Origin of the sequence: Streptomyces sp. NBC_01003 (genome assembly GCF_045162695.1) — a bacterium.
Taxonomy (GTDB): Bacteria; Actinomycetota; Actinomycetes; order Streptomycetales; family Streptomycetaceae; genus Streptomyces.
On sequence record NZ_CP108707.1, the window covers coordinates 7,039,785 to 7,060,851 of the forward strand.

The 21,067-nt window shown below is 71.4% G+C and carries 18 protein-coding genes; 10 read left to right on the top strand and 8 right to left on the bottom strand.

Features of this window, described 5'->3' with window-relative positions; genetic code table 11:
- Window positions 1-207 precede the first annotated feature (207 nt).
- The 3 genes from OG698_RS32075 (at window position 208) to OG698_RS32085 (ending at window position 2,040) form a co-directional block, all read left to right on the top strand.
- A complete protein-coding gene (locus OG698_RS32075) occupies window positions 208-1,218 on the top strand; it encodes a YncE family protein (protein WP_406107149.1) in 1,011 nt (336 codons plus the stop codon).
- A 316-nt stretch (window positions 1,219-1,534) separates the two neighbouring features.
- Window positions 1,535-1,783, top strand: a complete 249-nt coding sequence (locus OG698_RS32080) for a hypothetical protein (RefSeq protein ID WP_100592077.1) — start codon at window positions 1,535-1,537, stop codon at window positions 1,781-1,783.
- Between the two features lie 65 nt (window positions 1,784-1,848).
- Window positions 1,849-2,040: a hypothetical protein gene (locus tag OG698_RS32085; RefSeq protein ID WP_406111421.1), complete on the top strand. Its 192-nt coding sequence runs from the start codon at window positions 1,849-1,851 to the stop codon at window positions 2,038-2,040.
- 6 nt (window positions 2,041-2,046) lie between these two features.
- On the opposite strand, the gene OG698_RS32090 is transcribed toward OG698_RS32085, so the two are convergent.
- The 5 genes from OG698_RS32090 to OG698_RS32110 form a co-directional block, all read right to left on the bottom strand.
- Window positions 2,047-2,481 (bottom strand): VOC family protein, encoded by a 435-nt coding sequence (locus tag OG698_RS32090; protein WP_399968584.1) that lies wholly within the window; start codon window positions 2,479-2,481, stop codon window positions 2,047-2,049.
- A 65-nt stretch (window positions 2,482-2,546) separates the two neighbouring features.
- A complete protein-coding gene (locus OG698_RS32095; protein WP_406107151.1) occupies window positions 2,547-3,578 on the bottom strand; it encodes a TolB family protein in 1,032 nt (343 codons plus the stop codon).
- Window positions 3,575-4,903 (bottom strand): MFS transporter, encoded by a 1,329-nt coding sequence (locus tag OG698_RS32100; RefSeq protein WP_406107152.1) that lies wholly within the window; start codon window positions 4,901-4,903, stop codon window positions 3,575-3,577. The genes OG698_RS32095 and OG698_RS32100 overlap by 4 nt, the downstream gene beginning before the upstream one ends.
- 1 nt (window position 4,904) lies before the next feature.
- The gene (locus tag OG698_RS32105) at window positions 4,905-5,792 is read right to left on the bottom strand and encodes an alkaline phosphatase family protein (RefSeq protein WP_406107154.1); all 888 of its coding nucleotides are present in this window, start codon (window positions 5,790-5,792) and stop codon (window positions 4,905-4,907) included.
- Window positions 5,793-5,892: 100 nt separating this feature from the next.
- On the bottom strand, window positions 5,893-6,324 hold the full coding sequence (locus OG698_RS32110) for a VOC family protein (protein WP_406111423.1): 432 nt from the start codon (window positions 6,322-6,324) through the stop codon (window positions 5,893-5,895).
- A gap of 309 nt (window positions 6,325-6,633) precedes the next feature.
- Between OG698_RS32110 and OG698_RS32115 the strand changes: the two genes are divergently transcribed.
- A complete protein-coding gene (locus OG698_RS32115) occupies window positions 6,634-9,627 on the top strand; it encodes a bifunctional [glutamine synthetase] adenylyltransferase/[glutamine synthetase]-adenylyl-L-tyrosine phosphorylase (RefSeq protein WP_406107155.1) in 2,994 nt (997 codons plus the stop codon).
- Between the two features lie 10 nt (window positions 9,628-9,637).
- On the opposite strand, the gene OG698_RS32120 is transcribed toward OG698_RS32115, so the two are convergent.
- Window positions 9,638-10,246, bottom strand: coding sequence for a TetR/AcrR family transcriptional regulator C-terminal domain-containing protein (locus OG698_RS32120; protein ID WP_399968574.1), 609 nt, complete (start codon window positions 10,244-10,246; stop codon window positions 9,638-9,640).
- Between the two features lie 148 nt (window positions 10,247-10,394).
- On the opposite strand from OG698_RS32120, the gene OG698_RS32125 reads away from it, so the two are divergent.
- Together OG698_RS32125 and OG698_RS32130 are read left to right on the top strand one after the other, a co-directional pair.
- Window positions 10,395-11,864 (top strand): APC family permease, encoded by a 1,470-nt coding sequence (locus tag OG698_RS32125; RefSeq protein WP_406107157.1) that lies wholly within the window; start codon window positions 10,395-10,397, stop codon window positions 11,862-11,864.
- A gap of 46 nt (window positions 11,865-11,910) precedes the next feature.
- The gene (locus OG698_RS32130; RefSeq protein WP_406107159.1) at window positions 11,911-13,488 is read left to right on the top strand and encodes an amidohydrolase; all 1,578 of its coding nucleotides are present in this window, start codon (window positions 11,911-11,913) and stop codon (window positions 13,486-13,488) included.
- Here OG698_RS32130 and OG698_RS32135 read toward each other — a convergent pair.
- Window positions 13,469-14,335, bottom strand: a complete 867-nt coding sequence (locus OG698_RS32135) for a phosphatase PAP2 family protein (RefSeq protein WP_406107160.1) — start codon at window positions 14,333-14,335, stop codon at window positions 13,469-13,471. The genes OG698_RS32130 and OG698_RS32135 overlap by 20 nt on opposite strands.
- Window positions 14,336-14,428: 93 nt before the next feature.
- Window positions 14,429-15,466: a LacI family DNA-binding transcriptional regulator gene (locus tag OG698_RS32140; protein ID WP_406107162.1), complete on the bottom strand. Its 1,038-nt coding sequence runs from the start codon at window positions 15,464-15,466 to the stop codon at window positions 14,429-14,431.
- A gap of 436 nt (window positions 15,467-15,902) precedes the next feature.
- Here OG698_RS32140 and OG698_RS32145 point away from each other — a divergent pair, with 436 nt between their 5' ends.
- From OG698_RS32145 to OG698_RS32160, 4 genes are all read left to right on the top strand, one after another.
- A complete protein-coding gene (locus tag OG698_RS32145; RefSeq protein ID WP_406107163.1) occupies window positions 15,903-17,177 on the top strand; it encodes an extracellular solute-binding protein in 1,275 nt (424 codons plus the stop codon).
- A gap of 99 nt (window positions 17,178-17,276) precedes the next feature.
- The gene (locus tag OG698_RS32150; RefSeq protein WP_406107165.1) at window positions 17,277-18,275 is read left to right on the top strand and encodes a carbohydrate ABC transporter permease; all 999 of its coding nucleotides are present in this window, start codon (window positions 17,277-17,279) and stop codon (window positions 18,273-18,275) included.
- 19 nt (window positions 18,276-18,294) lie between these two features.
- The gene (locus OG698_RS32155; protein ID WP_406107167.1) at window positions 18,295-19,209 is read left to right on the top strand and encodes a sugar ABC transporter permease; all 915 of its coding nucleotides are present in this window, start codon (window positions 18,295-18,297) and stop codon (window positions 19,207-19,209) included.
- 52 nt (window positions 19,210-19,261) lie between these two features.
- Window positions 19,262-20,983 (top strand): glycoside hydrolase family 13 protein, encoded by a 1,722-nt coding sequence (locus OG698_RS32160; protein WP_406107169.1) that lies wholly within the window; start codon window positions 19,262-19,264, stop codon window positions 20,981-20,983.
- Window positions 20,984-21,067 lie beyond the last annotated feature (84 nt).

The window sequence follows — 21,067 nt, forward strand, 5'->3', positions numbered from 1 at the left end:
GTCCGGCTGGCAGAGCACCGTGGCGGACCGAAGGATGTGCTGTGACGGTCGTGGACGCTCTTTGCGGCTCAGCCGTCGCACTCATCATGACGGCTCCCAAGAGCCGACCGGCCTGGAGGAAGAATGTCCCGAACTCTCCCTGAGCTTCTGCCAGGCGGACTCTCCGCATCCCCACGCCGTAGCGCACGGCGCCAGTGGCTCGACCGGTTGAGCGTCATCCTGGCGGCATTCTCCATCGCCCTCCTGTCCGCCACGGCTCCTCACGCCTTTGCAGCGCCGCACAAAGACCTGCGCAGTGATCGCCTCTATGTCGCCAACGGCGGCTCGGGCACCGTGTCGGTGATCGACACCAGGACCAATGCGGTCGTGGGTTCCCCGATCCACGTCGGCAAAGGCCCGTCCGGGGTGGCCGTCGACCGCGTCCGCGGTCGCGCTTACGTGACCAACTCCGGCTCGGGCACCGTGTCGGTGATCAACACCAGGACCAATGCGGTCGTGGGTTCCCCGATCCACGTCGGCAAAGGCCCGTCCGGGGTGGCCGTCGACCGCGTCCGCGGTCGCGCTTACGTGACCAACTCCGGCTCGGGCACCGTGTCGGTGATCAACACCAAGACCAAAACCGTCGTGGGCTCCCCGATCCACGTCGGCAAAGGCCCGTCCGGGGTGGCCGTCGACCGCGTCCGCGGTCGCGCTTACGTGACCAACTCCGGCTCGGACACCGTGTCGGTGATCAACACCAAGACCAAAACCGTCGTGGGCTCCCCGATCCACGTCGGCAAAGGCCCCGCCGGTGTGGCCGTCGACGGCGTCCGCGGTCGCGCCTACGTGGTCAACGCCCACTCGTACGCCGTGTCGGTGATCGACATCAACACCAACAAGGTCGTCGGGCCCTCGATCCACGTCGGCAAAGGCCCGTCCGGTGTGGCCGTCGACCGCGTCCGCGGTCGCGCTTACGTGACCAACTCCGACTCGTACGCCGTGTCGCTGATCAACACCAGGTCCAACGCGGTCGTCGGCTCCCCGATCCCCGTCCGCTACGGCCCCGCCTGGGTGGCCACCGACGGCGTCCGCGGTCGCGCCTACGTGGCCAACTCCGGCTCGGACAGCGTGTCGGTGATCGACACCAGGTCCAACGCGGTCGTGGGCTCCCCGATCCCCGTTGGCGACGCCCCCGCCGGGGTGGCATTGGGGAAGTCGCTCCGGCCCGCGAACCACTGACCCTTCAACGTCGGAGTCGGACGCCGAAGGGCACCTACGGAGATCCGTAGGTGCCCTTTTCGCTGGTGCCCCCGGCCGGAGTCCGATCCGAGCCCGCTTCGGCTGTTGCCGTCGACTGCGTTCCGGGGCCAGGACGCGACGCACGACGGCCCCGAGGCGGCCCAGGGGGAGGACTGAGTTCCTGACCCGCCACAACATCAGGGCTGAGGCCGGGGGAGGGGGCGGGGCGCGTGATGCGTCCCGCCCCCTCTGCCGTACCGCCCCCTGCGTCGTTCCCGGTCGCTACCGTGGTCGGTGAGCGAGAAGGGAGCGCATCATGGCCGAGCCGCTCAAGACCCTCGTCGACGGGGTCGAGGTCGAGGTGCCCAACAGCATCCCCGCCATCCGCGACGCCCTGCCGGAGCACCGGCGCGAGGAGTTCGACCGGGAGATCAACGCGGCCGGGGTGCACGAGATCCACGCCGTGATGCGGCACTGGATGCTGGAGTCCGTGCCCGACCCGGCCGCCGACGCCATCATGGACCGGCTCGCCCGCGAGGAAGCGGAGAGGGCCGGAGCCGCGTGAGCCACCGACATCGCCGCCGCCACCGCATCTCGTACGCGCCGCCCGCCGACGACACCCTCGCGAAAATGGCGGGACCCGTGCCGTTCAGGGCGGAGCTGGAACGCACCCTCGGCGTCGACCCGTACGGGCACGGGTCCCTCTCCATCGGCCGGTGGGCGGACCGCAGGGAGGCGACCGTGCGGGGCGTCATCGTCCGGTACTACGTCTCCGGGTCGATCCTGGTCGTGACGGTGGTGCGGCTGATCCCGGAGCCGTGAGCCGGGTCAGCCCTGGTGCTGTTCGCGCAGCAGCTCGTGCAGCGGCTGCGTGGCGCGCTTGCGGTACTCCTGGATCGCCCAGCCGTTGCCGTCCGGGTCGGTGAAGTACATGAACGTGCCGCCGTCGTCCGGGGCGTACTGCTGGGGCTCCGACACGTCGAGGCCACGCGCCGTCAGCTCCGCGTGGGCCGCCTTGATGTCCGCGACCACGAGCTGCAGGCCGTGGTACGTGCCCGGCTGCGGGGTGCCCGTGGGGTTCGGGACGCCCTCGGCGAGCGTCACCGAACAGCCGGAGCCGGGCGGGGTGAGCTGGACGATCCGGACGCCCGGCATCACCTCGCGGTCCACGTCGACGCCGAATCCGACCTTGTTCGTGTAGAAGTCCTTCGCCCGGTCCAGGTCCGAGACGGGCAGCTGAATCACTTCCAGGGTCATGTCCATCGCCTCAGCCTCGCGGGTCGCGGGCCCGTCTGCCACCTGTATGCGCGGTTCCGGATCGCGGCCCGTCACAGGTACGCCGGAGACACCGCCGCCTTGGTGAGGCGGTGCGGGGCTCCCGTGCCGTCAGCCGGGACGGTGTAGAGGTCCGCGCCGTAGTCGCCCGGCAGCGCGTACGTGAGGGTGTGCGCGTCGCGCCAGACCGCCTGGTCGTCCACGCTGCGGGTCTCCGCCAGGGGCGTCTCGCGGAGCGTGCGCAGGTCGAGTACGTACAGCCGCCAAGGGGCGTCCGCCGAAAGGCCCTTCACACGCTTCTTGTAGGCGACGCGGGTGCCGTCGGGGGAGAGGGACGGGCACTCGACGTTCTGGTGGACGGTGGTCAGCGTGCGGGTGCGCAGATCACCCCGTACCAGGTAGGTCTTCCCGTGCGTCGCGAGCGTCGCGTAGAAGTGGCGGTCGTCCGCCGCGAACGTGATGCCCCAGAAGTTGATGTCCGCCGCGCGGTAGGTCCGGCCGTCCTTGACGACCCGGAAGTCCTCGAGCGTCGGCGTGAGGTGACCCGTGCGGGTGTCCACGATCGCCGCCCGCGTCGAGAAGTTCGTGCCCGCGTAGCTGTCGCCGCCCACGAACACCGTCCACGCCGCGTACCGCCCGCTCGGCGAGACGCGGGCGCGGGACGGGATGCCCGGCAGCGCGTAGTGGGCCTTCTCCTCGAGCCGCGAGTCCAGGACGCGCGCCGTGTACGTGTCCTGCATCGCGCCCCGCTCGGCCCGCAGACAGATGGCCGTGCCCGAAGAGGCGTAGAAACGAAGGCACTTGACGCCCGACGCGGTGCGGGGCGCGTCCGGGCGGTCCGCCGGAACCGTGGTGAGCTCGTCGCGGTGGGGGCCCCACGCCATGTTGCGGAAGACGAGGTGGCGGGGAGCCTCGGTGGCCTCGGCCGGCAGGGTCACCCGGCCCGCAGTGACCCTCGGGCCGCCCGCGTGCGCCTCGTTCCTGCGGTCGGCGCGCGCCGCCGCGTGCAAGACCGAGGCCGTCGCGACGGCCGCCAGAGCGACGACCGCGGCGACGAGGACGAGCAGCCTGTTACGTGTCGTCATGCGGGTACTACCTCCGCGGGGGTGGGGGCTTTGGGCCGGAAGGCATACGCCACCGCCGCGCCCGCCGCCAGCGCCACCGTGGCCGCGCCCAGAGCCGTGCGGTCGCCCCACGCCGTCCAGGCGGCGCCGAAGGCGATCGAGCAGACGAAGCGCGCCAGCGCCTGGCCCGTCTGGACGACGGCGAGCCCCGACGAGCGCAGCTCCTGGGGGATGGCGGTGGAGGCAGCGGCCATCAGGACGCCGTCCGTCGCCGCGTAGAAGCAGCCGTGCAGCGCCAGGACCGCGTACGGCAGGGCGGAGCCGTGCCACGGCGAGAGCAGCAGGCCGTACGCGGCGAGGAGCGCGGCGTGGCCGGCGAGGAACACGCGCCAGCTGCCGACGCGGTCCGCGAGCCGGCCCAGGGGCGCGGCCAGGAGCAGGAAAGCGGCCGCCGTGCCCAGGGGGAGCAGCGCGAACCACTGGTCGGGGACGCCCAGGCGGCGCTGGAGGAGCAGATAGATGAAGGAGTCGCTGACCGTGGCCAGGCCGAGGAGCAGGGCGCAGACCGTGGTGCGGCGCACTTCGCGGCGGCGCAGGAGCGCGAGCGCGGACCGGAAGGTGGGGCGCGCGGGTGCGGGGTGGCTGCCCTTGGTGGTCTCCTGCGCGGGTGCGGGGTGGCTGTCCTTGGCGGCCTCCTCCGCGCCTTCGTGCCGGCGGGGGACGAACAGGAGCAGGACCAGTACGCCCAGTGCCGCGACGCAGAAGCTGACGGTGAAGACCGCGTCGTAGCCGTCCGTCGTCGCGCGCAGGATCAGGAAGGCCGCGAGGGGGCCGAGGAGGGCGCCCGTCGTGTCCATCGCCCGGTGTACGCCGAAGGCTCTGCCGCGGGTGGCCGGGGTGCTGTTCAGGGAGATCAGGGCGTCCCGCGGCGCCGTGCGCAGGCCCTTGCCCGTGCGGTCGGCCGCCAGGACCATGCCGATCATGGGGAGGGTGGCGGCCAGCAGGAGCAGGGGTTTGCAGAGCGCCGAGAGCCCGTAGCCGAACAGGGCGACCGTCTTGTGGCGGCCGCCTCCCCGGTCCGCGAAGTGGCCGCCGACGAGACGGACCAGCGCCGAGAAGCCGTTGTAGACGCCGTCCAGGAGGCCGAAGCCGAGGGGCGAGAGGCCGAGCCCCGCGACGAGGTAGAGCGGCAGGACGGCCGTCACCATCTCGGACGAGACGTCGGTGATCAGGCTGACCGAGCCGAGGGCCAGGACCGTGGGGGCGATCGCGGTGCCGCGCCGCCCGGCCGGTGGCCGGGCGGCGGGTTCCGCAGACGCCGCAGCGCGGCTGTCCGCTACGTACATGTCAGGACGTCCAGATGCCCGTGATGTCCTTGCCGGACGCCGCGTTGCCCGCGTGCGGGAGGCCGTGCATGTCCTCGATGGTGCGCAGGACGTCGTAGTGGTTGTAGGTGGTCGCCGAGGTGGCCCCCGGGGTGACCTGCTGGCCGTAGAGGACCGTCGGGATCTTGTTGCCGGCCAGGCGGTTGTCCTCGTCGAAGGTGACGACGAGGAGGCTGTTGTGCGCCTTCGCCCAGGTCGCGTAGGCGGACAGGTTGTTCTTCAGCCAGGTGTCACCGGTCGACACCGAGCAGTCGTGCATGTCGCTGCACAGGTCGGGGACCACGAAGGAGACCTGGGGGAGCGTCGAGTAGTCCGAGGGGAACTGCGCGAACGTCTTCGCCGTGGAGGTGGGGACGTTGCTGAACCCGAACCACGGGTTGTGCTTGCGGGCGTAGTCGCCGGACGAGCAGGTGGTCGAACCCTGGCTCGGCAGGCCCTCGTTGTAGCTGCCCCAGGTCTTGCCGGCGGCGATCAGCTCGGAGGCAAGATTGGGCTGCGAGGAGAAGCCCGGCGTGTAGCAGCCGTCGTCCGTGATGCCCTGCGTGGCGCCCGAGAACAGCGCGAAGTAGTTCGGCTGGCTCGGGTGCGTCAGCGCGTACGACGCCGAGAGGCTCGCGCCGTTCGTCTTCAGGCTGTTGATGTACGGGGCGCTGGAGGAGCCGATCACCTGGTTGTAGGCGTGGTTCTCGAAGACCACGACCACGGTGTGGTCCGGGGTGGGGACGCCCGCCGCGGCCTGCGCGGACGAGCCGCCCACGCCGGACCAGAGCGCGACCGCGGTGGCGGTCAGGGCGAAGGCCGAGGCGAGCGCCGCGGTGCGACCGCGTCGGAACAATGATCTGCCAAGCACGTGAGACCTCCGGTGGGGGGAGAGACGGCGGCGGTGCGGCTAGAGCATGCACACGCCAAGATGCCCCCGTCCCACGCACATGTGAAGGGGCGGTGAACCCTCAGCGCTCCGACAGCGGGGCCGGCGCCTGCTGCACCGTCCAGCCGTTGCCGTCCGGGTCGGCGAAGAACATGAACGAGTTCCAGACGTCGCCGGGCCCGTCCTCCCAGCCCTTGGCCCCCACGTGCTGCACCGGGCTCACGTCCACGCCCCGCTCGAGCAGCTCGACCCGCGCCGCGACGATGTCCGTCACGCACATCTGGACACCGGTCAGCGACCCCGGCTGCATCGCCCGCTGCCCCGGCGCGCCCGGCAGGCCCTGCTCCAGGGCGATCGAACAGCGCGACCCGGGCGGCGTCATCTGGACGATGCGGACGCCCTCCGTGACGACCTGGTCGACGTCGACCTTGAAGCCGACCCGGTTCTCGTAGAAGTCCTTCGCCCGGTCGACGTCCGCGACGGGCACGACGATCACTTCGAGGGTCCAGTCCATGGGTGCTCCCTTTCGGCTGAGTTCTACGCTTCGCAAAGATGTGGCATGGGGGCGCCCGTCCGGCCCTACCGTCGAGATCCGGAACAGCTCGGCCGCGGCGCCCTTCTCCCCGGCCTCGGCCCAGGGGCCCGTCGTGGCCGACGCGTCGCTGTACCGGCCGTCCCCCTCGGCCAGGGGCTCCGCGTTCGTCATGATCCGCCTCGCGCTCTCCCGATGCTCCAGTCAAAGGGCAGACCGCGCACGCGGGCGGAACTCACCGGCGAAGCCTTAGGCTCTGGAACAGTGCGTGATCGAACAGGAGGCCGTGCGATGTCGGTGCCGCAAGGGCGCAGGAGCAGTACGTTCACGCGGCTGCTGCGGCACGGTTTCACGGATCCCTCCGCCGCCGAGCGGCTCCTGGACGTGCCGGGCCTGTCGGCCGTGCGCTCCGACCCGATGCTTCTCGACGCCCTCGGCGCCACCGCCGACCCCGATCTGGCCCTCCTCGGTCTGGTCCGGCTCGTCGAGGCGCAGGCCGGTGACCCCGAGCGCCGGGAGCTCCTCGACACGCTCATCACGGCCAAGCCGCTGCGCGACCGGCTCCTCGGTGTCCTCGGCGCGTCCGAGGCGCTCGCCGACCATCTGGCCCGGCATCCGCTGGACTGGCAGGCCCTGGTCACCTACGAGCCGTCCGACCTGCACCCCGGCGTGGAGGAGTTCGAGCGGGGCCTCGCGGACGCTGTCGACCCGAACGCCCTGCGGGTCGGTTACCGGCGCTGCCTCCTGTCGATCGCCGCCCGTGACGTGTGCGGGACGACCGACATCGCGCAGACCGCCGCCGAACTCGCCGACCTGGCCACGGCCACCCTGCGCGCGGCCCTCGCCATGGCGGAGGCGGACGCGCCCGGGGACGCCGCGCTGTGCCGGCTCGCCGTCATCGCGATGGGCAAGTGCGGCGGACACGAACTCAACTACGTATCCGACGTGGACGTCATCTTCGTCGGCGAGGCCGTCGAGGGCGCCGACGAAGGCAAGGCGATCCAGGCCGCCACCCGGCTCGCCTCGCACATGATGCGGATCTGCTCCGACACGACCGTCGAGGGCACGATCTGGCCCGTCGACGCCAACCTGCGCCCCGAGGGACGCAACGGCCCCCTCGTGCGGACCCTCTCCTCGCATCTCGCCTACTACCAGCGGTGGGCCAAGACCTGGGAGTTCCAGGCGCTGCTCAAGGCGCGGCCCGTCGCCGGTGACCTCGAACTCGGCGACGCGTACATCAGGACGCTCTCGCCCCTCGTCTGGCAGGCCGCCGAGCGCGAGAACTTCGTGCCCGACGTGCAGAAGATGCGCAAGCGCGTCGTCGAGAACATCCCCGCCGGCGAGGTCGACCGGGAGCTGAAGCTGGGGCCCGGCGGGCTCAGGGACGTCGAATTCGCCGTACAGCTCCTGCAGTTGGTGCACGGCAGGGCCGACCTCTCGCTGCGCAGCGGCACCACCCTGGACGCGCTGGCCGCACTCGCCGCCGGCGGGTACGTGGGGCGGGTCGACGCCGTCCAGCTCGACGACGCCTACCGTTTCCTGCGCACCCTCGAACACCGCATCCAGCTCTACAAGCTGAGGCGTACGCACCTCGTCCCCGAGGGCGACGCGGACCTGCGGCGCACGGGGCGCTCCATGGGCATGCGGACCGAGCCGATCACCGAACTCCACCGCGCCTGGCGCCGCCACACCTCGGTTGTGCGCCGCCTGCACGAGAAGCTCTTCTACCGGCCGCTGCTCGACGCCGTGGCCCAACTCGCCTCCGGCGAGACCAGGTTGAGCACCGAGGCCGCGCGCGAACGGCTCGTCGCCCTCGGCTACCACGACCCGACCGCCGCGCTGCGCCATCTGGAGGCGCTGGCCTCCGGCGTGACCCGCAAGGCGGCGATCCAGCGGACGCTGCTCCCGGTGCTCCTCGGCTGGTTCGCCGACTCCGCCGACCCGGACGCCGGACTGCTCAACTTCCGCAAGGTGTCCGACGCGCTCGGCAAGACGCCCTGGTACCTGCGGCTGCTGCGGGACGAGGGCGCGGCGGCGGAGAACCTCGCCCGGGTGCTCTCGGCCGGCCGGCTCGCCCCCGATCTGCTGATGCGCGCACCGGAGGCCGTCGCCCTGCTCGGCGACCAGCAGGGCCTCGAACCGCGCGGGCACGCCCAGTTGGAGCAGGAGGTGCTCGCCGCGGTCGGCCGCGCGGACGGCGCCGAACAGGCCGTCGCCGCGGCCCGCGGCGTACGGCGGCGTGAGCTGTTCCGTACGTCGGCCGCCGACATCATCGCCTCGTACGGCACCGAGGACACGCCTGCCGAGGCCGACCAGGGCGCGCTGGTGGACCGGATCGGCGGCGCGGTCTCCGACATCACGGCCGCGACCCTCGCCGGGACGCTGCGGGCCGTCGTGCGCGAGGGGTGGGGCGACGAGCTGCCCACCCGGTTCGCCGTCATCGCCATGGGGCGGTTCGGCGGGCACGAGCTCGGCTACGGGTCGGACGCCGACGTGCTGTTCGTGCACGAGCCGCGCGAGGGCGTCGGCGACCAGGAGGCGGCGAAGGCCGCGAACCGCGTCGTGTCCGAGATGCGGCGGCTGCTCGCCCTGCCGAGCGCGGATCCGCCGCTGCTCATCGACGCGGACCTGCGGCCCGAGGGCAAGTCGGGGCCGCTCGTGCGCACCCTCAAGTCCTATGACGCGTACTACCGCCGCTGGTCCCTGGTGTGGGAGTCGCAGGCACTCCTGCGGGCCGAACCGGTCGCGGGCGACCTGGACCTGGGCCGGCGCTTCATCGAGCTCATCGACCCGCTGCGGTTCCCGGCCGAGGGGCTCGGCGAGGACGCGGTGCGCGAGATCCGCCGGCTCAAGGCGCGCATGGAGTCCGAGCGGCTGCCGCGCGGCGCGGACCCGACGCTGCACACGAAGCTGGGCCGCGGCGGGCTCTCCGACGTCGAGTGGACGGTCCAGCTGCTCCAGCTCCAGCACGGGTGGGCGGAGCCGGGGCTGCGCACGACCCGTACGCGGGAGGCGCTCGCCGCGGCATGCGCGGCGGAGCTGATCCCGGGCGAGGAGGCCGCGATCCTCGACGAGGCGTGGATCCTCGCGTCCCGCGTGCGCGGCGCGGTCATGCTGGTCCGCGGCCGCCCGGGCGACACGTTCCCGTCCGACGGGCGCGAACTGGCGGCGGTGGGGCGGTACTTGGGTTACGACCCCGGCCACGTCGGCGACATGCTGGAGGACTACCGCCGTATGACGCGCCGGGCGCGCGCGGTGATGGAGGAGCGCTTCTACGGGGCGTAGGCCCGGAGAGTCACCCGGCCAGGGCGGACACGTGGGCGAGGAACCCGGTCAGGGCCAGTTCGAACGCCGCGTCGGCGTGGCCCTCGCCCATCGCGGCCAGGGCCGCCGCCAGGCGCGGCGTCGCCGTCTCGTCGGCCAGTTCCCACATCGCCTCCGGCGCCGCCATGTCCAGGGCGGAGCCCAGGACGACGTTCTCCAGGCCGATGATCACCGTCATCACGTCCGGCAGGGCGAACCCGGCGTCGAGCAGGAGCCCGGCCGCGAGCTCGTACTGGTCGAGGACCCGCTGGGCCCGCACGGGTGACGTGGTGAGCAGCGGGATCGCCTTGGGGTGGGCGGCGAAGGCGGCGCGGTAGGAGCGGGCCCAGTCCGCGAGGGCCTCGGCCCACGGCCGCTCGCCGCCGGTGAGCGTCGCGGGGTCGATCGCGACGGCGACCCGCTCGCGCAGCAGCTCCACGATCCCGTCGCGGCCGTCCACATGGTGATACACGGATCCCGTCTGGACCCCGAGCCGCTTGGCGATCCGCGGCACGCTGAAGTCGCCCTGCTCGTCGACGAGTTCGAGCGCGGTCGTGGTGATCCGCTCCCTGTCCAGCAGCGGCTTGCTCGGCCGTCCCATCGTGCGCTCCCCGAATCTGAGGTCTTCCCGAATGCCCAACGGGAGGCTACATTGCCGAAACCGAAAGCCTTTAGGTTTCGCTCCCCGGTCACCGGGACGACGCCTCCGGGACCCCCGTCCCCCCGCCGCCAGAAGGGCTTCCCTCCCCATGCCCGTAACCTCACCGCAGACGCAGGACAGCGCGACCGCCACCGCCGTGGAACCCACCCTGCGCGCCGGCACCCTCGGCACCGCCGACATCGCCTTCTTCGTCGTCTCCGCCGCCGCCCCGCTCACCGTCATGGCGGGCGTCGCCCCGTTCGCCATCGCGCTCGGCGGCATCGGCGCCCCCGTCGGCTACCTCCTCGCCGGCCTGACGCTCGCCGTCTTCGCCGTCGGCTTCACCACGATGAGCCGCCACGTCCGCAGCGCGGGCGCCTTCTACGCGTACATCACGCGCGGCCTCGGCCGCTCCGTCGGCATCGGCGCCGCCCTGCTGGCCATGGTCGGCTACAACGGCATGGAGATCGGCGTCTACGGCCTGCTGGGCACCGCCACGCAGGACACCCTGCACGCCCTCTTCGGCATCGACATCCCCTGGCTGCCCGTGTCCCTCGCGGGGCTCGTGCTCATCTGGTACGGCGGCTTCCGGTCCATCGACTTCGGAGCCAAACTCCTCGGCGTCCTGCTCTGCGCCGAGACCGGCATCCTCGTCCTGCTCGCGGGCGGCGTGCTCCTCAAGGGCGGCGCGCACGGCCTGTCCGCCGCGTCCTTCGCGCCGGGCAACGTGCTCGTCCCCGGCACCGCCGCCGTACTCGCCTTCGCCTTCGCCGCGTTCACCGGCTTCGAGTCGACCGTCATCTACCGCCGCGAGGCCCGCGACCCCGGCCGCACGGTGCGCCGCGCCACCTACATCGCGGTCGCCTTCCTCGGCCTGTTCTACGCGTTCATCGTCTGGACCGTCATCCAGGCCTTCGGCGACGCCCACGTCGTCGAGGCGGCCGGCAGCGACCCGGCCGGCCTGTTCTTCTCCGCCATCACCACCTTCGTGGGCGGCTGGGCGGCCGACCTGATGCACATCCTCATCGTCACCAGCGTCCTCGCCTCGCTCCTCGCCTTCCACAACGCGATCAACCGCTACGGGCTCGCGCTCGCCGAGGAGGGCGTCCTGCCGAAGGCCTTCGGCACGGTCCACGCCAAGCACCGCTCCCCGTACGTCGCGGGCGTCGCACAGACCGTGCTGGGCGCGGCCGTCGTCCTCGCCTTCTGGGCCGCGGGCGCCGACCCGTACGCACAGCTGCTCCTGTGGGTGAACACCCCCGGCATGATCGGCCTGATGGCGCTCCAGCTGCTCGCCGCGATCGCCGTGCCGTTCTACTTCCGCCGCATCGCCCACGAGGAGGGCGTGCTGCGCACGGTCGTCGCGCCGATCGCGGCGACGGTGCTCCTCAGCATCGCGATCGTGCTGGTCTGCACCCACCTCGACCTGTTCACGGGCGCGTCCTCCCTGGTCAACATGGTCCTCATGGCCGTGGCCCCCGCCGTCTTCGTCCTCGGCATCGCCCTCGCCCGCCGCCTGCGCCGCACCAAGCCCGACGTGTACGAGCGCTTCGCGGCGGAACCGTCCGCCGACGCCTAGGCACGCCCTTACGGAACACAGCCCCACCCCGAACGGAGTTCACCCCATGCCCGCAGCCGACCTCCTCCTCACCGGCGCCCGCGTCCGCACCCTCGACCCCGCGCACCCCGAGGCGACCGCCGTGGCCGTCCGCGACGGTCTGATCGCCGCCGTCGGCGCCACCGAGGACGTCGTACGCGACTGGAGCGGACCGGGCACGGAACGCGTCGACCTCACCGGCGCGACCCTCGTGCCCGGCCTGGTCGACGCGCACAGCCACCCGGTGTGGGGCCTGGAGATGGCGACCGGCACCGACCTGTCCGGCGTACGGAACCCGGACGAGCTGCGGGCGGCCCTACGCTCGGCGCCCCGCGTCGACGGCTGGGTCGTCGCCTGGGGGCTCGACCACAACGCGTTCGGCGGCCGTCCCGTCGACCGCGCCCTGATCGAGGACGTGCTCGACGGCGCGCCCGCCTTCGTCCGCCTCTACGACGGGCACTCCGCGCTGGCCAGCGGGGCCGCGCTCGCGGCGGCCGGGATCACCGGGCCGCGCGAGTTCGTCCAGCGCGCGGAGATCGTCTGCGACGCGGACGGCCGCCCGACCGGGCATCTCGTCGAGCATGCCGCGATGGACCTGATGCTCGCCGTCATGCCGAGGCCCTCGTTCGCCGAGCGCCGCGCCGGGCTGCTCGCCCTGCTGTCCGACATGGCCGCCACGGGCCTGACCGGTGCCCACGTCATGGACCTCGGCCACGGCGACGTACCGCAGCTGCTGGCCTCGGTCGAGGAGGAGGCCGTGCTGCCGCTGCGGCTGCGGCTCGCGCCCTGGTGCATGCCGGGCGTCGACAAGGCCGGCCTGGACGAGCTGATAGCCGTCCAGCGCGAGTCCGGGCGGCACTGGCGGGTCGGCGGGGTCAAGTTCTTCATGGACGGCACCGTCGAGGGCGGCACCGCGTGGCTGGAGCACGCGGACTGCCACGGCCAGGGCACCGACGCGTTCTGGCCGGACCCGAAGGCGTACGCGGACGCCGTGCGCCACCTGCACGCGGCGGGCGTCGGCACCGCGACCCACGCGATCGGGGACGCGGCCGTGCGGCACGTCCTGGACACCATCGAGTCCCTGGGCGGGAGCGGCCGGGGCGTGCACCGGATCGAGCACATCGAGACGGTCCCCGACGACACGATCCCGCGGTTCGCCGCGCTCGGCGTCGCCGCGTCGATGCAGCCGCCGCACACCGCGTACACCCGCGGTGACCACGGCGACGAGTGGTCGAAGCGGCTCGGCGCGGACCGGGCCTCGCGGGCCTGGCGCATCCGGGACCTGCGGGACGCGGGCGCGGTTCTCGCACTGGGCTCGGACTGGCCGATCGCGCACTACGACGTGCGCCGGGTCCTGTCCATGGCCCGCGTCCCCGAGGGCGCCGCCGGGGCCGCGCAGGGGCTGACAGGGCTCATGGCGCTGGAGGGCTGCACATCACACGCGGCGCTCGCCGCCGGTGAGGACGCCGGGCGTATCGCCCCCGGTCTGCGGGCCGATCTCACGGCGTTCGGCCTCGACCCGGTCGAGGCCACGGCCGACGAGGTGGCGCAGGCGCCGGTCCGCCTGACGGCGGTCGGCGGTCACATCACGTACCGGGGGGCGTGACCCCGGACGTGGCGGGCGCGGGCACGAGGCGCGGCATGGTGTGAGGGAGCGCCCCGTACCAGATCCGCGCCATCGTGAAGCCGAACGCGAGGCACACCATGCCGCCCACCGCGTCCAGCCAGAAGTGGTTCGCGGTCGAGACGATGACGACCAGGGTCAGTGCCGGGTACAGGAGTCCGAGGATCCGCACCCACGGCGCCGAGGCCAGGGCGAAGATCGTCAGGCCGCACCACAGGGACCAGCCGATGTGCATGGACGGCATCGCCGCGTACTGGTTCGACATGTGTTTCAGGTCGCCGGACGCCATCGAGCCCCAGGTGTGGTGGACCGCGACCGTGTCGACGAAGTGGCCGCCGTTCATCAGGCGGGGCGGGGCGAGCGGGTACAGGTAGTAGCCGACCAGGGCGACCGCCGTCGTCGCGAAGAGCGCGAGCCGGGCCGCCGCGTAGCGGCCGGGGTGGTAGCGGAAGAGCCAGACGAGCACACTGAGCGTGACGATGAAGTGCAGTGTCGCGTAGTAGTAGTTCATGCCGACGATGAGCCATGTCACCGAATTCACAGCGTGGTTGACGTTCTCCTCGACGGCGATGGAGAGGTGGTGCTCCATCCGCCAGATCCAGTCGGCGTTGCTCAGAGCCTGCGAACGCTGCTCCGGAACGGCGTTGCGGATCAGGGAGTACGTCCAGTAGCTCACCGCGATCAGCAGGATCTCGAACCAGAGCCTGGGGCGACGCGGTGCGCGTATACGGCCGAGGAGTCCCCGCCCATCGCGGCGGTCATCCGCCATGGGTGATGTGGTGGTGGGCCCCTGCCGGCCTTCCAGTGTCGTCACGGTCGATTCACCCATAGGGACAGAGTCTGCCAGATTACGACCCCCCGCTCGATCATCCCCCGGGTGGGTCGTCCACGCATGCTCTACGCCCTGCGGAGGACTGGCTCCCTAGGGGCGCGACAGACGGTCCCCTGGTGCCGAAGCGGTTGAACCGCGGACCACCAGTTCGGGCATGAAGACGAATTCGCTGTGCGGCGCCGGCGTCCCGCCGATCTCCTCCAGGAGCGTGCGGACCGCGGCCTGGCCCATCGCCGGGACCGGCTTGCGCACCGTGGTCAGGGGCGGGTCCGTGAAGGCGATCAGCGGGGAGTCGTCGAAGCCGACCACCGAGACGTCGGACGGGACGTCGAGGCCTCGCTGCCGCGCCGCCCTTATGGCACCGAGGGCCATCATGTCGCTGGCGCACACGACCGCCGTGCAGTCCCGGTCGATGAGCGCCGTGGCCGCCGCCTGCCCGCCCTCCAGCGTGTACAGCGAGTGCTGCACCAGATCCCGCTCGATCTCCTCGGGGGGCAGGGGCAGGAGGTCCTGCATCGTGCGTACGAAGCCCTCGATCTTCCGCTGGACCGGCACGAACCGCTTCGGGCCCAGGGCGAGCCCGATCCGCGTATGACCCAGCGAGACGAGGTGGGTCACGGCGAGCTTCATCGCGGCCCGGTCGTCCGGGGAGATGAAAGGTGCCTGCACTTTCGGCGAGAAGCCGTCCACCAGCACGAACGGCACGCCCTGCGCGCGCAGTTGCTCGTAGCGCTGCATGTCCGCCGAGGTGTCGGCGTGCAGCCCGGAGACGAAGATGATGCCGGAGACGCCCCGGTCGACGAGCATCTCCGTGAGCTCGTCCTCGGTGGAGCCGCCGGGGGTCTGTGTGGCGAGGACCGGCGTGTAGCCCTGGCGGGTCAGGGCCTGGCCGATGACCTGGGCGAGCGCCGGGAATATGGGGTTCTCCAGCTCCGGCGTGATCAGGCCGACCAGTCCGGCGGAGCGCTGGCGCAGCCGCACGGGCCGCTCGTAGCCGAGGACGTCGAGCGCGGCGAGCACGGACTGGCGGGTGGCCGCGGCCACCCCCGGCTTGCCGTTGAGCACCCGGCTGACCGTCGCCTCGCTGACCCCCGCCTGCGCTGCGATGTCGGCCAGTCGCGCGGTCACGGGAGGGGACTGTACCGGTCGCGTGCCGGACTGCCCAGCGTCAACCGGTCGCCGCGTGCGGGCAGTTGAACGGCCCGCTGCGGACTGCTGCGTCATGGCGCTCCCTCGTATGACTGGCATGTGGCTCGTGTTGGGGCCCACGGGGCTTCGATGATCCCCGCGCCGGCCCGGTGTAGCAAGAGCTTGCAGATTCTTGCATAAGGCATCCGTGCCCTGTCCGGCCAGTCGCCGCGCCCGGCCGGCCCGGGGTGCAGGTCACAGACCGATAACCGACTGGATCTCCTTGCAATATTTTTCTGCAAGGTCTTTCGCCGTGCTTGCAAGGCTGTTACGTTCACGTCGCCCGGCGGCGGCAACGGTGCGGTCGGCGAGTCGGCAAGGGGTACGGACGGGACCGTCTCCCACCACTTCGGGCTTTCACTCTCTAGGAGATCTCATGCGGCGTGGCATAGCGGCCACCGCGCTGGTGGCGTCCCTCGCCCTCGCGGCGACGGCCTGCGGCGGAAGCGACAGCGGCAGTGACAAGGCCTCTGGGCCCGTCACCATCACGTGGTGGGACACGTCCAACGCCACCAACGAGGCACCGACGTACAAGGCCCTGGCCAAGCAGTTCGAGAAGGCGAACTCCGGCATCAAGGTCAAGTACGTCAACGTCCCCTTCGACCAGGCGCAGAACAAGTTCGACACCGCCGCGGGCTCCAAGGGCGCCCCCGACGTGCTGCGCGCCGAGGTCGGCTGGACGCCGGCCTTCGCGAAGAAGAGCTACCTCCTGCCGCTCGACGGCACCGAGGCCCTCGCCGAGAAGGACAAGTTCCAGCCGAGCCTGATCAAGCAGGCCCAGTTCGAGGGCAAGACCTACGGCGTCCCGCTGGTCACCGACACCCTCGCCTTCGTCTACAACAAGGACCTGTACAAGAAGGCCGGCATCGACCTGCCGCCCGCCACCTGGGCCGACCTGAAGTCCGACGCCGCCAAGATCAAGGCGAAGACGGGGACCGACGGCTACTGGGGCTCCACGCAGGGCTACTACGCCCACTCGTTCCTCTACGGGGAGGGCACCGACACCGTCGACGCCGCCGCGAAGAAGATCACCATCGCTTCGCCGGAGGCCAAGAAGGCCTTCACCACCTGGCAGGGTCTCTTCGACGGCAAGGGCCTGCACAAGGCCGACGTCACCGCCGACGCGTACGCCCACATCCAGGACGCGTTCGTGAACGGCAAGGTCGCCTCGATCATCCAGGGCCCGTGGGAGATCACCAACTTCTACAAGGGCTCCGCGTTCAAGGACAAGGAGAACCTGGGCATCGCGACCGTCCCGGCCGGTTCCACCGGCAAGGCGGGCGCCCCGACCGGCGGCCACAACCTCTCGGTCTACGCCGGTTCGGACAAGGCCCACCAGGAGGCCTCGCTCAAGTTCGTGAAGTGGATGACCTCCGCGAAGGCGCAGGAGCAGATCGCCATCAAGAACTCGACGCTGCCGACCCGTCAGGACGCGTACACCACGCAGGTCACCACCGACCCGGGCATCGCCGGCTACCAGAAGGTGCTCGCCGCCGCCCAGCCGCGCCCCGAACTGCCGGAGTACAGCTCCCTGTGGGGCCCGCTCGACACCGAGCTGCCCAAGATCGCGGGCGGCAAGGAGTCGTTGGACAAGGGCATCGGCAACGTGGAGGACGCCTACGCGAAGCTGGTCCCCACCTTCAGCAAGTAGCCCAGCCTGAACCGCTGCCGGTTCCGCCCGCGAGGGGGCGGGCGGAACCGGCAGCGCAGCGCCACACGCTCCGAGCCACTCCCCAGAAGGTGCCAAGCCATGACAGTCGCCGTCGACAGCACGGCCGCCAAGACGCGCGGCGCCCGCGCGCCGCGCCCCGGCCCGTTCGGGCGTCTCAAGCGCTCGTACCAGAAGCACTGGTACGCGTACGCGATGATCGCCCCGGTCGTCGCCGTCCTCGGCGTCCTCGTGCTCTACCCCCTGGTGCGGGGCCTCTATCTGACGCTCACCGACGCCAACAGTCTCAACTCGGCCCGCACCATCGGCGTCAACCACATCGACGCCACCTACAAGTTCATCGGGCTCGACAACTACGCCGACATCCTGTGGGGACCGACGTCGTACGACCGCTTCTGGTCGCACTTCATCTGGACCATCGTGTGGACGGCGCTCTGTGTCGCCCTGCACTACGTCATCGGGCTCGGCCTCGCGCTGCTGCTCAACCAGAAGCTGCGCGGGCGCACCTTCTACCGGCTGCTGCTCATCCTGCCGTGGGCCGTACCGACGTTCGTCACCGTGTTCTCGTGGCGGATCATGCTCTCCGACTCCGGGCTCATCAACTCCGTGCTCGGCTCGCTCCATCTGCCGCAGCCGCAGTGGCTGGAGGACGCGTTCTTCCAGCGCACCGCCGCCATCATGGTCAACACCTGGTGCGGTGTGCCGTTCATGATGGTGTCGCTCCTCGGCGGCCTCCAGTCGATCGACCCGGTCCTGTACGAGGCCGCGGAGATGGACGGCGCGAGCAACTGGCAGCGCTTCCGGCACGTGACCCTGCCGGGCCTCAGGTCGGTGAGTTCGACCGTCGTCCTGCTCGGCGTCATCTGGACGTTCAACCAGTTCGCCGTCATCTTCCTGCTGTTCGGCAACACCGCGCCGGACGCCCAGATCCTCGTCACCTGGGCCTACTACCTGGGCTTCGGCCAACAGCCGCGCGACTTCGCCCAGTCCGCCGCCTACGGCGTGCTGCTCCTGTCGATCCTGACCGTCTTCACGTCCTTCTACTACCGCTGGCTGAACCGCAATGAGCAGCTCGCCTGACGCCGCAGGAGCCGCCCCCATGAGCACCACGACCACCGTCGACACCCCGGCCCCCGACGCGCGCACGGCCACCGAGGCCGTCCGCCCGCGCCGGGTGCGCCGGCGCGGCGAGCGCACCCGCCTCGCGACGTTCGCCTCGCACGGCATCCTGAGCGTCGCCAGCCTGATCGCCCTGTTCCCGATCGCCTGGCTGGTCTATCTGTCGCTCGGCCCGGACAAGGACGACTACCTCCACCCGGCGCGCATCTTCGACAAGGCGACGCTGTCGAACTACGCGTTCGTCCTGGAGAACACCAACTTCTTCGCGTGGTTCAAGTCCACGATGATCGTGTCCCTCGGCACGACGGTCATCGGCGTCCTGTTCGCCGCCACCACCGGCTACGCCGTCTCGCGCATGCGCTTTCCCGGCTACCGCAAGCTGATGTGGATCCTGCTGCTCACGCAGGCGTTCCCGATCGCCGTCCTGATCGTGCCGATGTACGAGATCCTCGGCGACCTCGGCCTGATCGACTCGTACCTGGGCCTGGTCCTCGTGTACTGCTCGACCGCCGTGCCGTACTGCGCGTGGCTGCTCAAGGGCTACTTCGACACGATCCCTTACGAGATCGACGAGGCGGGCCGCATCGACGGCCTGAGCCCCTTCGGCACCTTCGCCCGGCTGATCCTGCCGCTCGCCCGGCCGGGTCTCGCGGTGGCCGCGTTCTACAGCTTCATCACCGCGTTCGGCGAGGTCGCCTTCGCCTCCACGTTCATGCTCGACGACTCCAAGTACACCTTCGCGGTGGGCCTGCGCAGCTTCGTCAGCGAGCACGACGCGCAGTGGAACTACATGGCGGCGACCGCGGTGTTGATCGCCATTCCGGTGTCCGCGTTCTTCTACCTTGTCCAGAAGAACCTGGTCACCGGCCTCACGGCGGGCGGCACGAAGGGCTGAGCCCCGCCGCTCCGCCCGCCCGCACGCAAACCCCTGACGCAGCAAGGACACCATGAGTCAGCACACTGCCGACACGGCGCAGGCCCCCACGACCTCCGCCTCGACCTCCGTTCCCGCGCAGGCGTCCACCGGCTGGTGGCGCGACGCGGTGATCTACCAGGTCTATCCGCGCAGCTTCGCCGACAGCAACGCCGACGGCATGGGCGACCTCGAAGGCATCCGCGCCCGGCTCCCGCACCTCAGAGACCTTGGCGTGGACGCGGTGTGGCTCAGCCCGTTCTACGCGTCCCCGCAGGCGGACGCCGGCTACGACGTGGCCGACTACCGTGCCGTGGACCCCATGTTCGGCTCCCTCCTCGACGCGGACGCCGTGATCCGTGACGCGCACGGCCTTGACCTGCGCGTCATCGTCGACCTCGTGCCCAACCACTCGTCCGACCAGCACGAGTGGTTCAAGCGGGCCCTCGCCGAAGGACCCGGATCGCCGCTGCGCGAGCGCTACCACTTCCGGGCCGGCAAGGGCGCGAGCGGTGAACTGCCGCCCAACGACTGGGAGTCCATCTTCGGCGGCCCCGCCTGGACCCGCGTCGCCGACGGCGAGTGGTACCTCCACCTCTTCGCGCCCGAGCAGCCCGACCTCAACTGGGAACACCCCGCCGTCGGCGACGAGTTCCGCTCCATCCTGCGGTTCTGGCTCGACATGGGCGTCGACGGCTTCCGCATCGACGTCGCGCACGGCCTCGTGAAGGCCGAGGGCCTGCCCGACCTCGGCGCGCACGAACAGCTGAAGCTGCTCGGCAATGACGTCATGCCGTTCTTCGACCAGGACGGCGTGCACGACATCTACCGCGCCTGGCGCCTGATCCTCGACGAGTACGCGGGCGAGCGCATTTTCGTTGCGGAGGCGTGGACCCCCACCGTCGAGCGCACCGCGAACTACGTGCGCCCCGACGAGCTGCACCAGGCCTTCAACTTCCAGTACCTGTCCTCCTATTGGGACGCGACCGAGCTGCGCGACATCATCGACCGCTCGCTCGACTCGATGCGTCCCGTCGGCGCCCCCGCCACCTGGGTCCTGTCCAACCACGACGTCACCCGGCACACCACGCGCTACGCCAACCCGCCCGGCCTCGGCACCCAGCAGCGCGTCGCCGCCGAGCCGGAGCTCGGCCTGCGCCGCGCCCGCGCCGCGACCCTGCTCATGCTGGCGCTGCCCGGCTCCGCGTACGTCTACCAGGGCGAGGAGCTCGGCCTGCCCGACGTCGTCGACCTGCCCGACGATGTGCGCCAGGACCCCTCGTTCTTCCGCGCGGCCGGGCAGGACGGCTTCCGCGACGGATGCCGGGTGCCGATCCCGTGGACCGTCGACGGGCCCTCGTACGGCTTCGGGGCGGGCGGCTCGTGGCTGCCGCAGCCCGCGGGCTGGGGCGCGCTGAGCGTGGAGGCGCAGACCGGGGTGCCCGGCTCGACCCTGGAGATGTACCGCTCGGCGCTGGCCGCGCGGCGCGCGCACCCGGCGCTCGGCGCCGGTGACTCCGTCGAGTGGCTTCAGGCCCCCGAGGGTGTGCTCGCGTTCCGGCGGGAGCCGCGCGGCGACGACGAGGCGTTCGTGTGCGTCGCGAACACCACGGGCGCGGACGTGCGGGTGCCGGTGCCCGCGTCCGCGCGGGTCCTGCTGACCAGCGCCGCCGTGGCCGACCCTGCAGCCGGGATCGAGACCGCCGGCGGCAAGGCGCTCGTGCCGGCCGACACGACCGTGTGGTGGACCGTCTGACCTTCTCCCCGCTCTCCCCGGCCTCCGCTCGGCCGGGGAGAGCAACCCCCCACAGCCCCCTGCGATTGGCAGGGACACCTCATC

Bases quoted from the DNA above. Each gene is read 5' to 3' on its own strand.
- OG698_RS32145 (WP_406107163.1), top strand. From the start codon at position 15,903: ATGCGGCGTGGCATAGCGGCCACCGCGCTGGTGGCGTCCCTCGCCCTC.
- OG698_RS32125 (WP_406107157.1), top strand. From the start codon at position 10,395: ATGCCCGTAACCTCACCGCAGACGCAGGACAGCGCGACCGCCACCGCC.
- OG698_RS32155 (WP_406107167.1), top strand. From the start codon at position 18,295: ATGAGCACCACGACCACCGTCGACACCCCGGCCCCCGACGCGCGCACG.
- OG698_RS32080 (WP_100592077.1), top strand. From the start codon at position 1,535: ATGGCCGAGCCGCTCAAGACCCTCGTCGACGGGGTCGAGGTCGAGGTG.
- OG698_RS32135 (WP_406107160.1), bottom strand. From the start codon at position 14,335: ATGGGTGAATCGACCGTGACGACACTGGAAGGCCGGCAGGGGCCCACC.
- OG698_RS32115 (WP_406107155.1), top strand. From the start codon at position 6,634: ATGTCGGTGCCGCAAGGGCGCAGGAGCAGTACGTTCACGCGGCTGCTG.
- OG698_RS32110 (WP_406111423.1), bottom strand. From the start codon at position 6,324: ATGGACTGGACCCTCGAAGTGATCGTCGTGCCCGTCGCGGACGTCGAC.
- OG698_RS32120 (WP_399968574.1), bottom strand. From the start codon at position 10,246: ATGGGACGGCCGAGCAAGCCGCTGCTGGACAGGGAGCGGATCACCACG.
- OG698_RS32150 (WP_406107165.1), top strand. From the start codon at position 17,277: ATGACAGTCGCCGTCGACAGCACGGCCGCCAAGACGCGCGGCGCCCGC.
- OG698_RS32130 (WP_406107159.1), top strand. From the start codon at position 11,911: ATGCCCGCAGCCGACCTCCTCCTCACCGGCGCCCGCGTCCGCACCCTC.
- OG698_RS32085 (WP_406111421.1), top strand. From the start codon at position 1,849: ATGGCGGGACCCGTGCCGTTCAGGGCGGAGCTGGAACGCACCCTCGGC.
- OG698_RS32090 (WP_399968584.1), bottom strand. From the start codon at position 2,481: ATGGACATGACCCTGGAAGTGATTCAGCTGCCCGTCTCGGACCTGGAC.
- OG698_RS32100 (WP_406107152.1), bottom strand. From the start codon at position 4,903: ATGTACGTAGCGGACAGCCGCGCTGCGGCGTCTGCGGAACCCGCCGCC.
- OG698_RS32095 (WP_406107151.1), bottom strand. From the start codon at position 3,578: ATGACGACACGTAACAGGCTGCTCGTCCTCGTCGCCGCGGTCGTCGCT.
- OG698_RS32160 (WP_406107169.1), top strand. From the start codon at position 19,262: ATGAGTCAGCACACTGCCGACACGGCGCAGGCCCCCACGACCTCCGCC.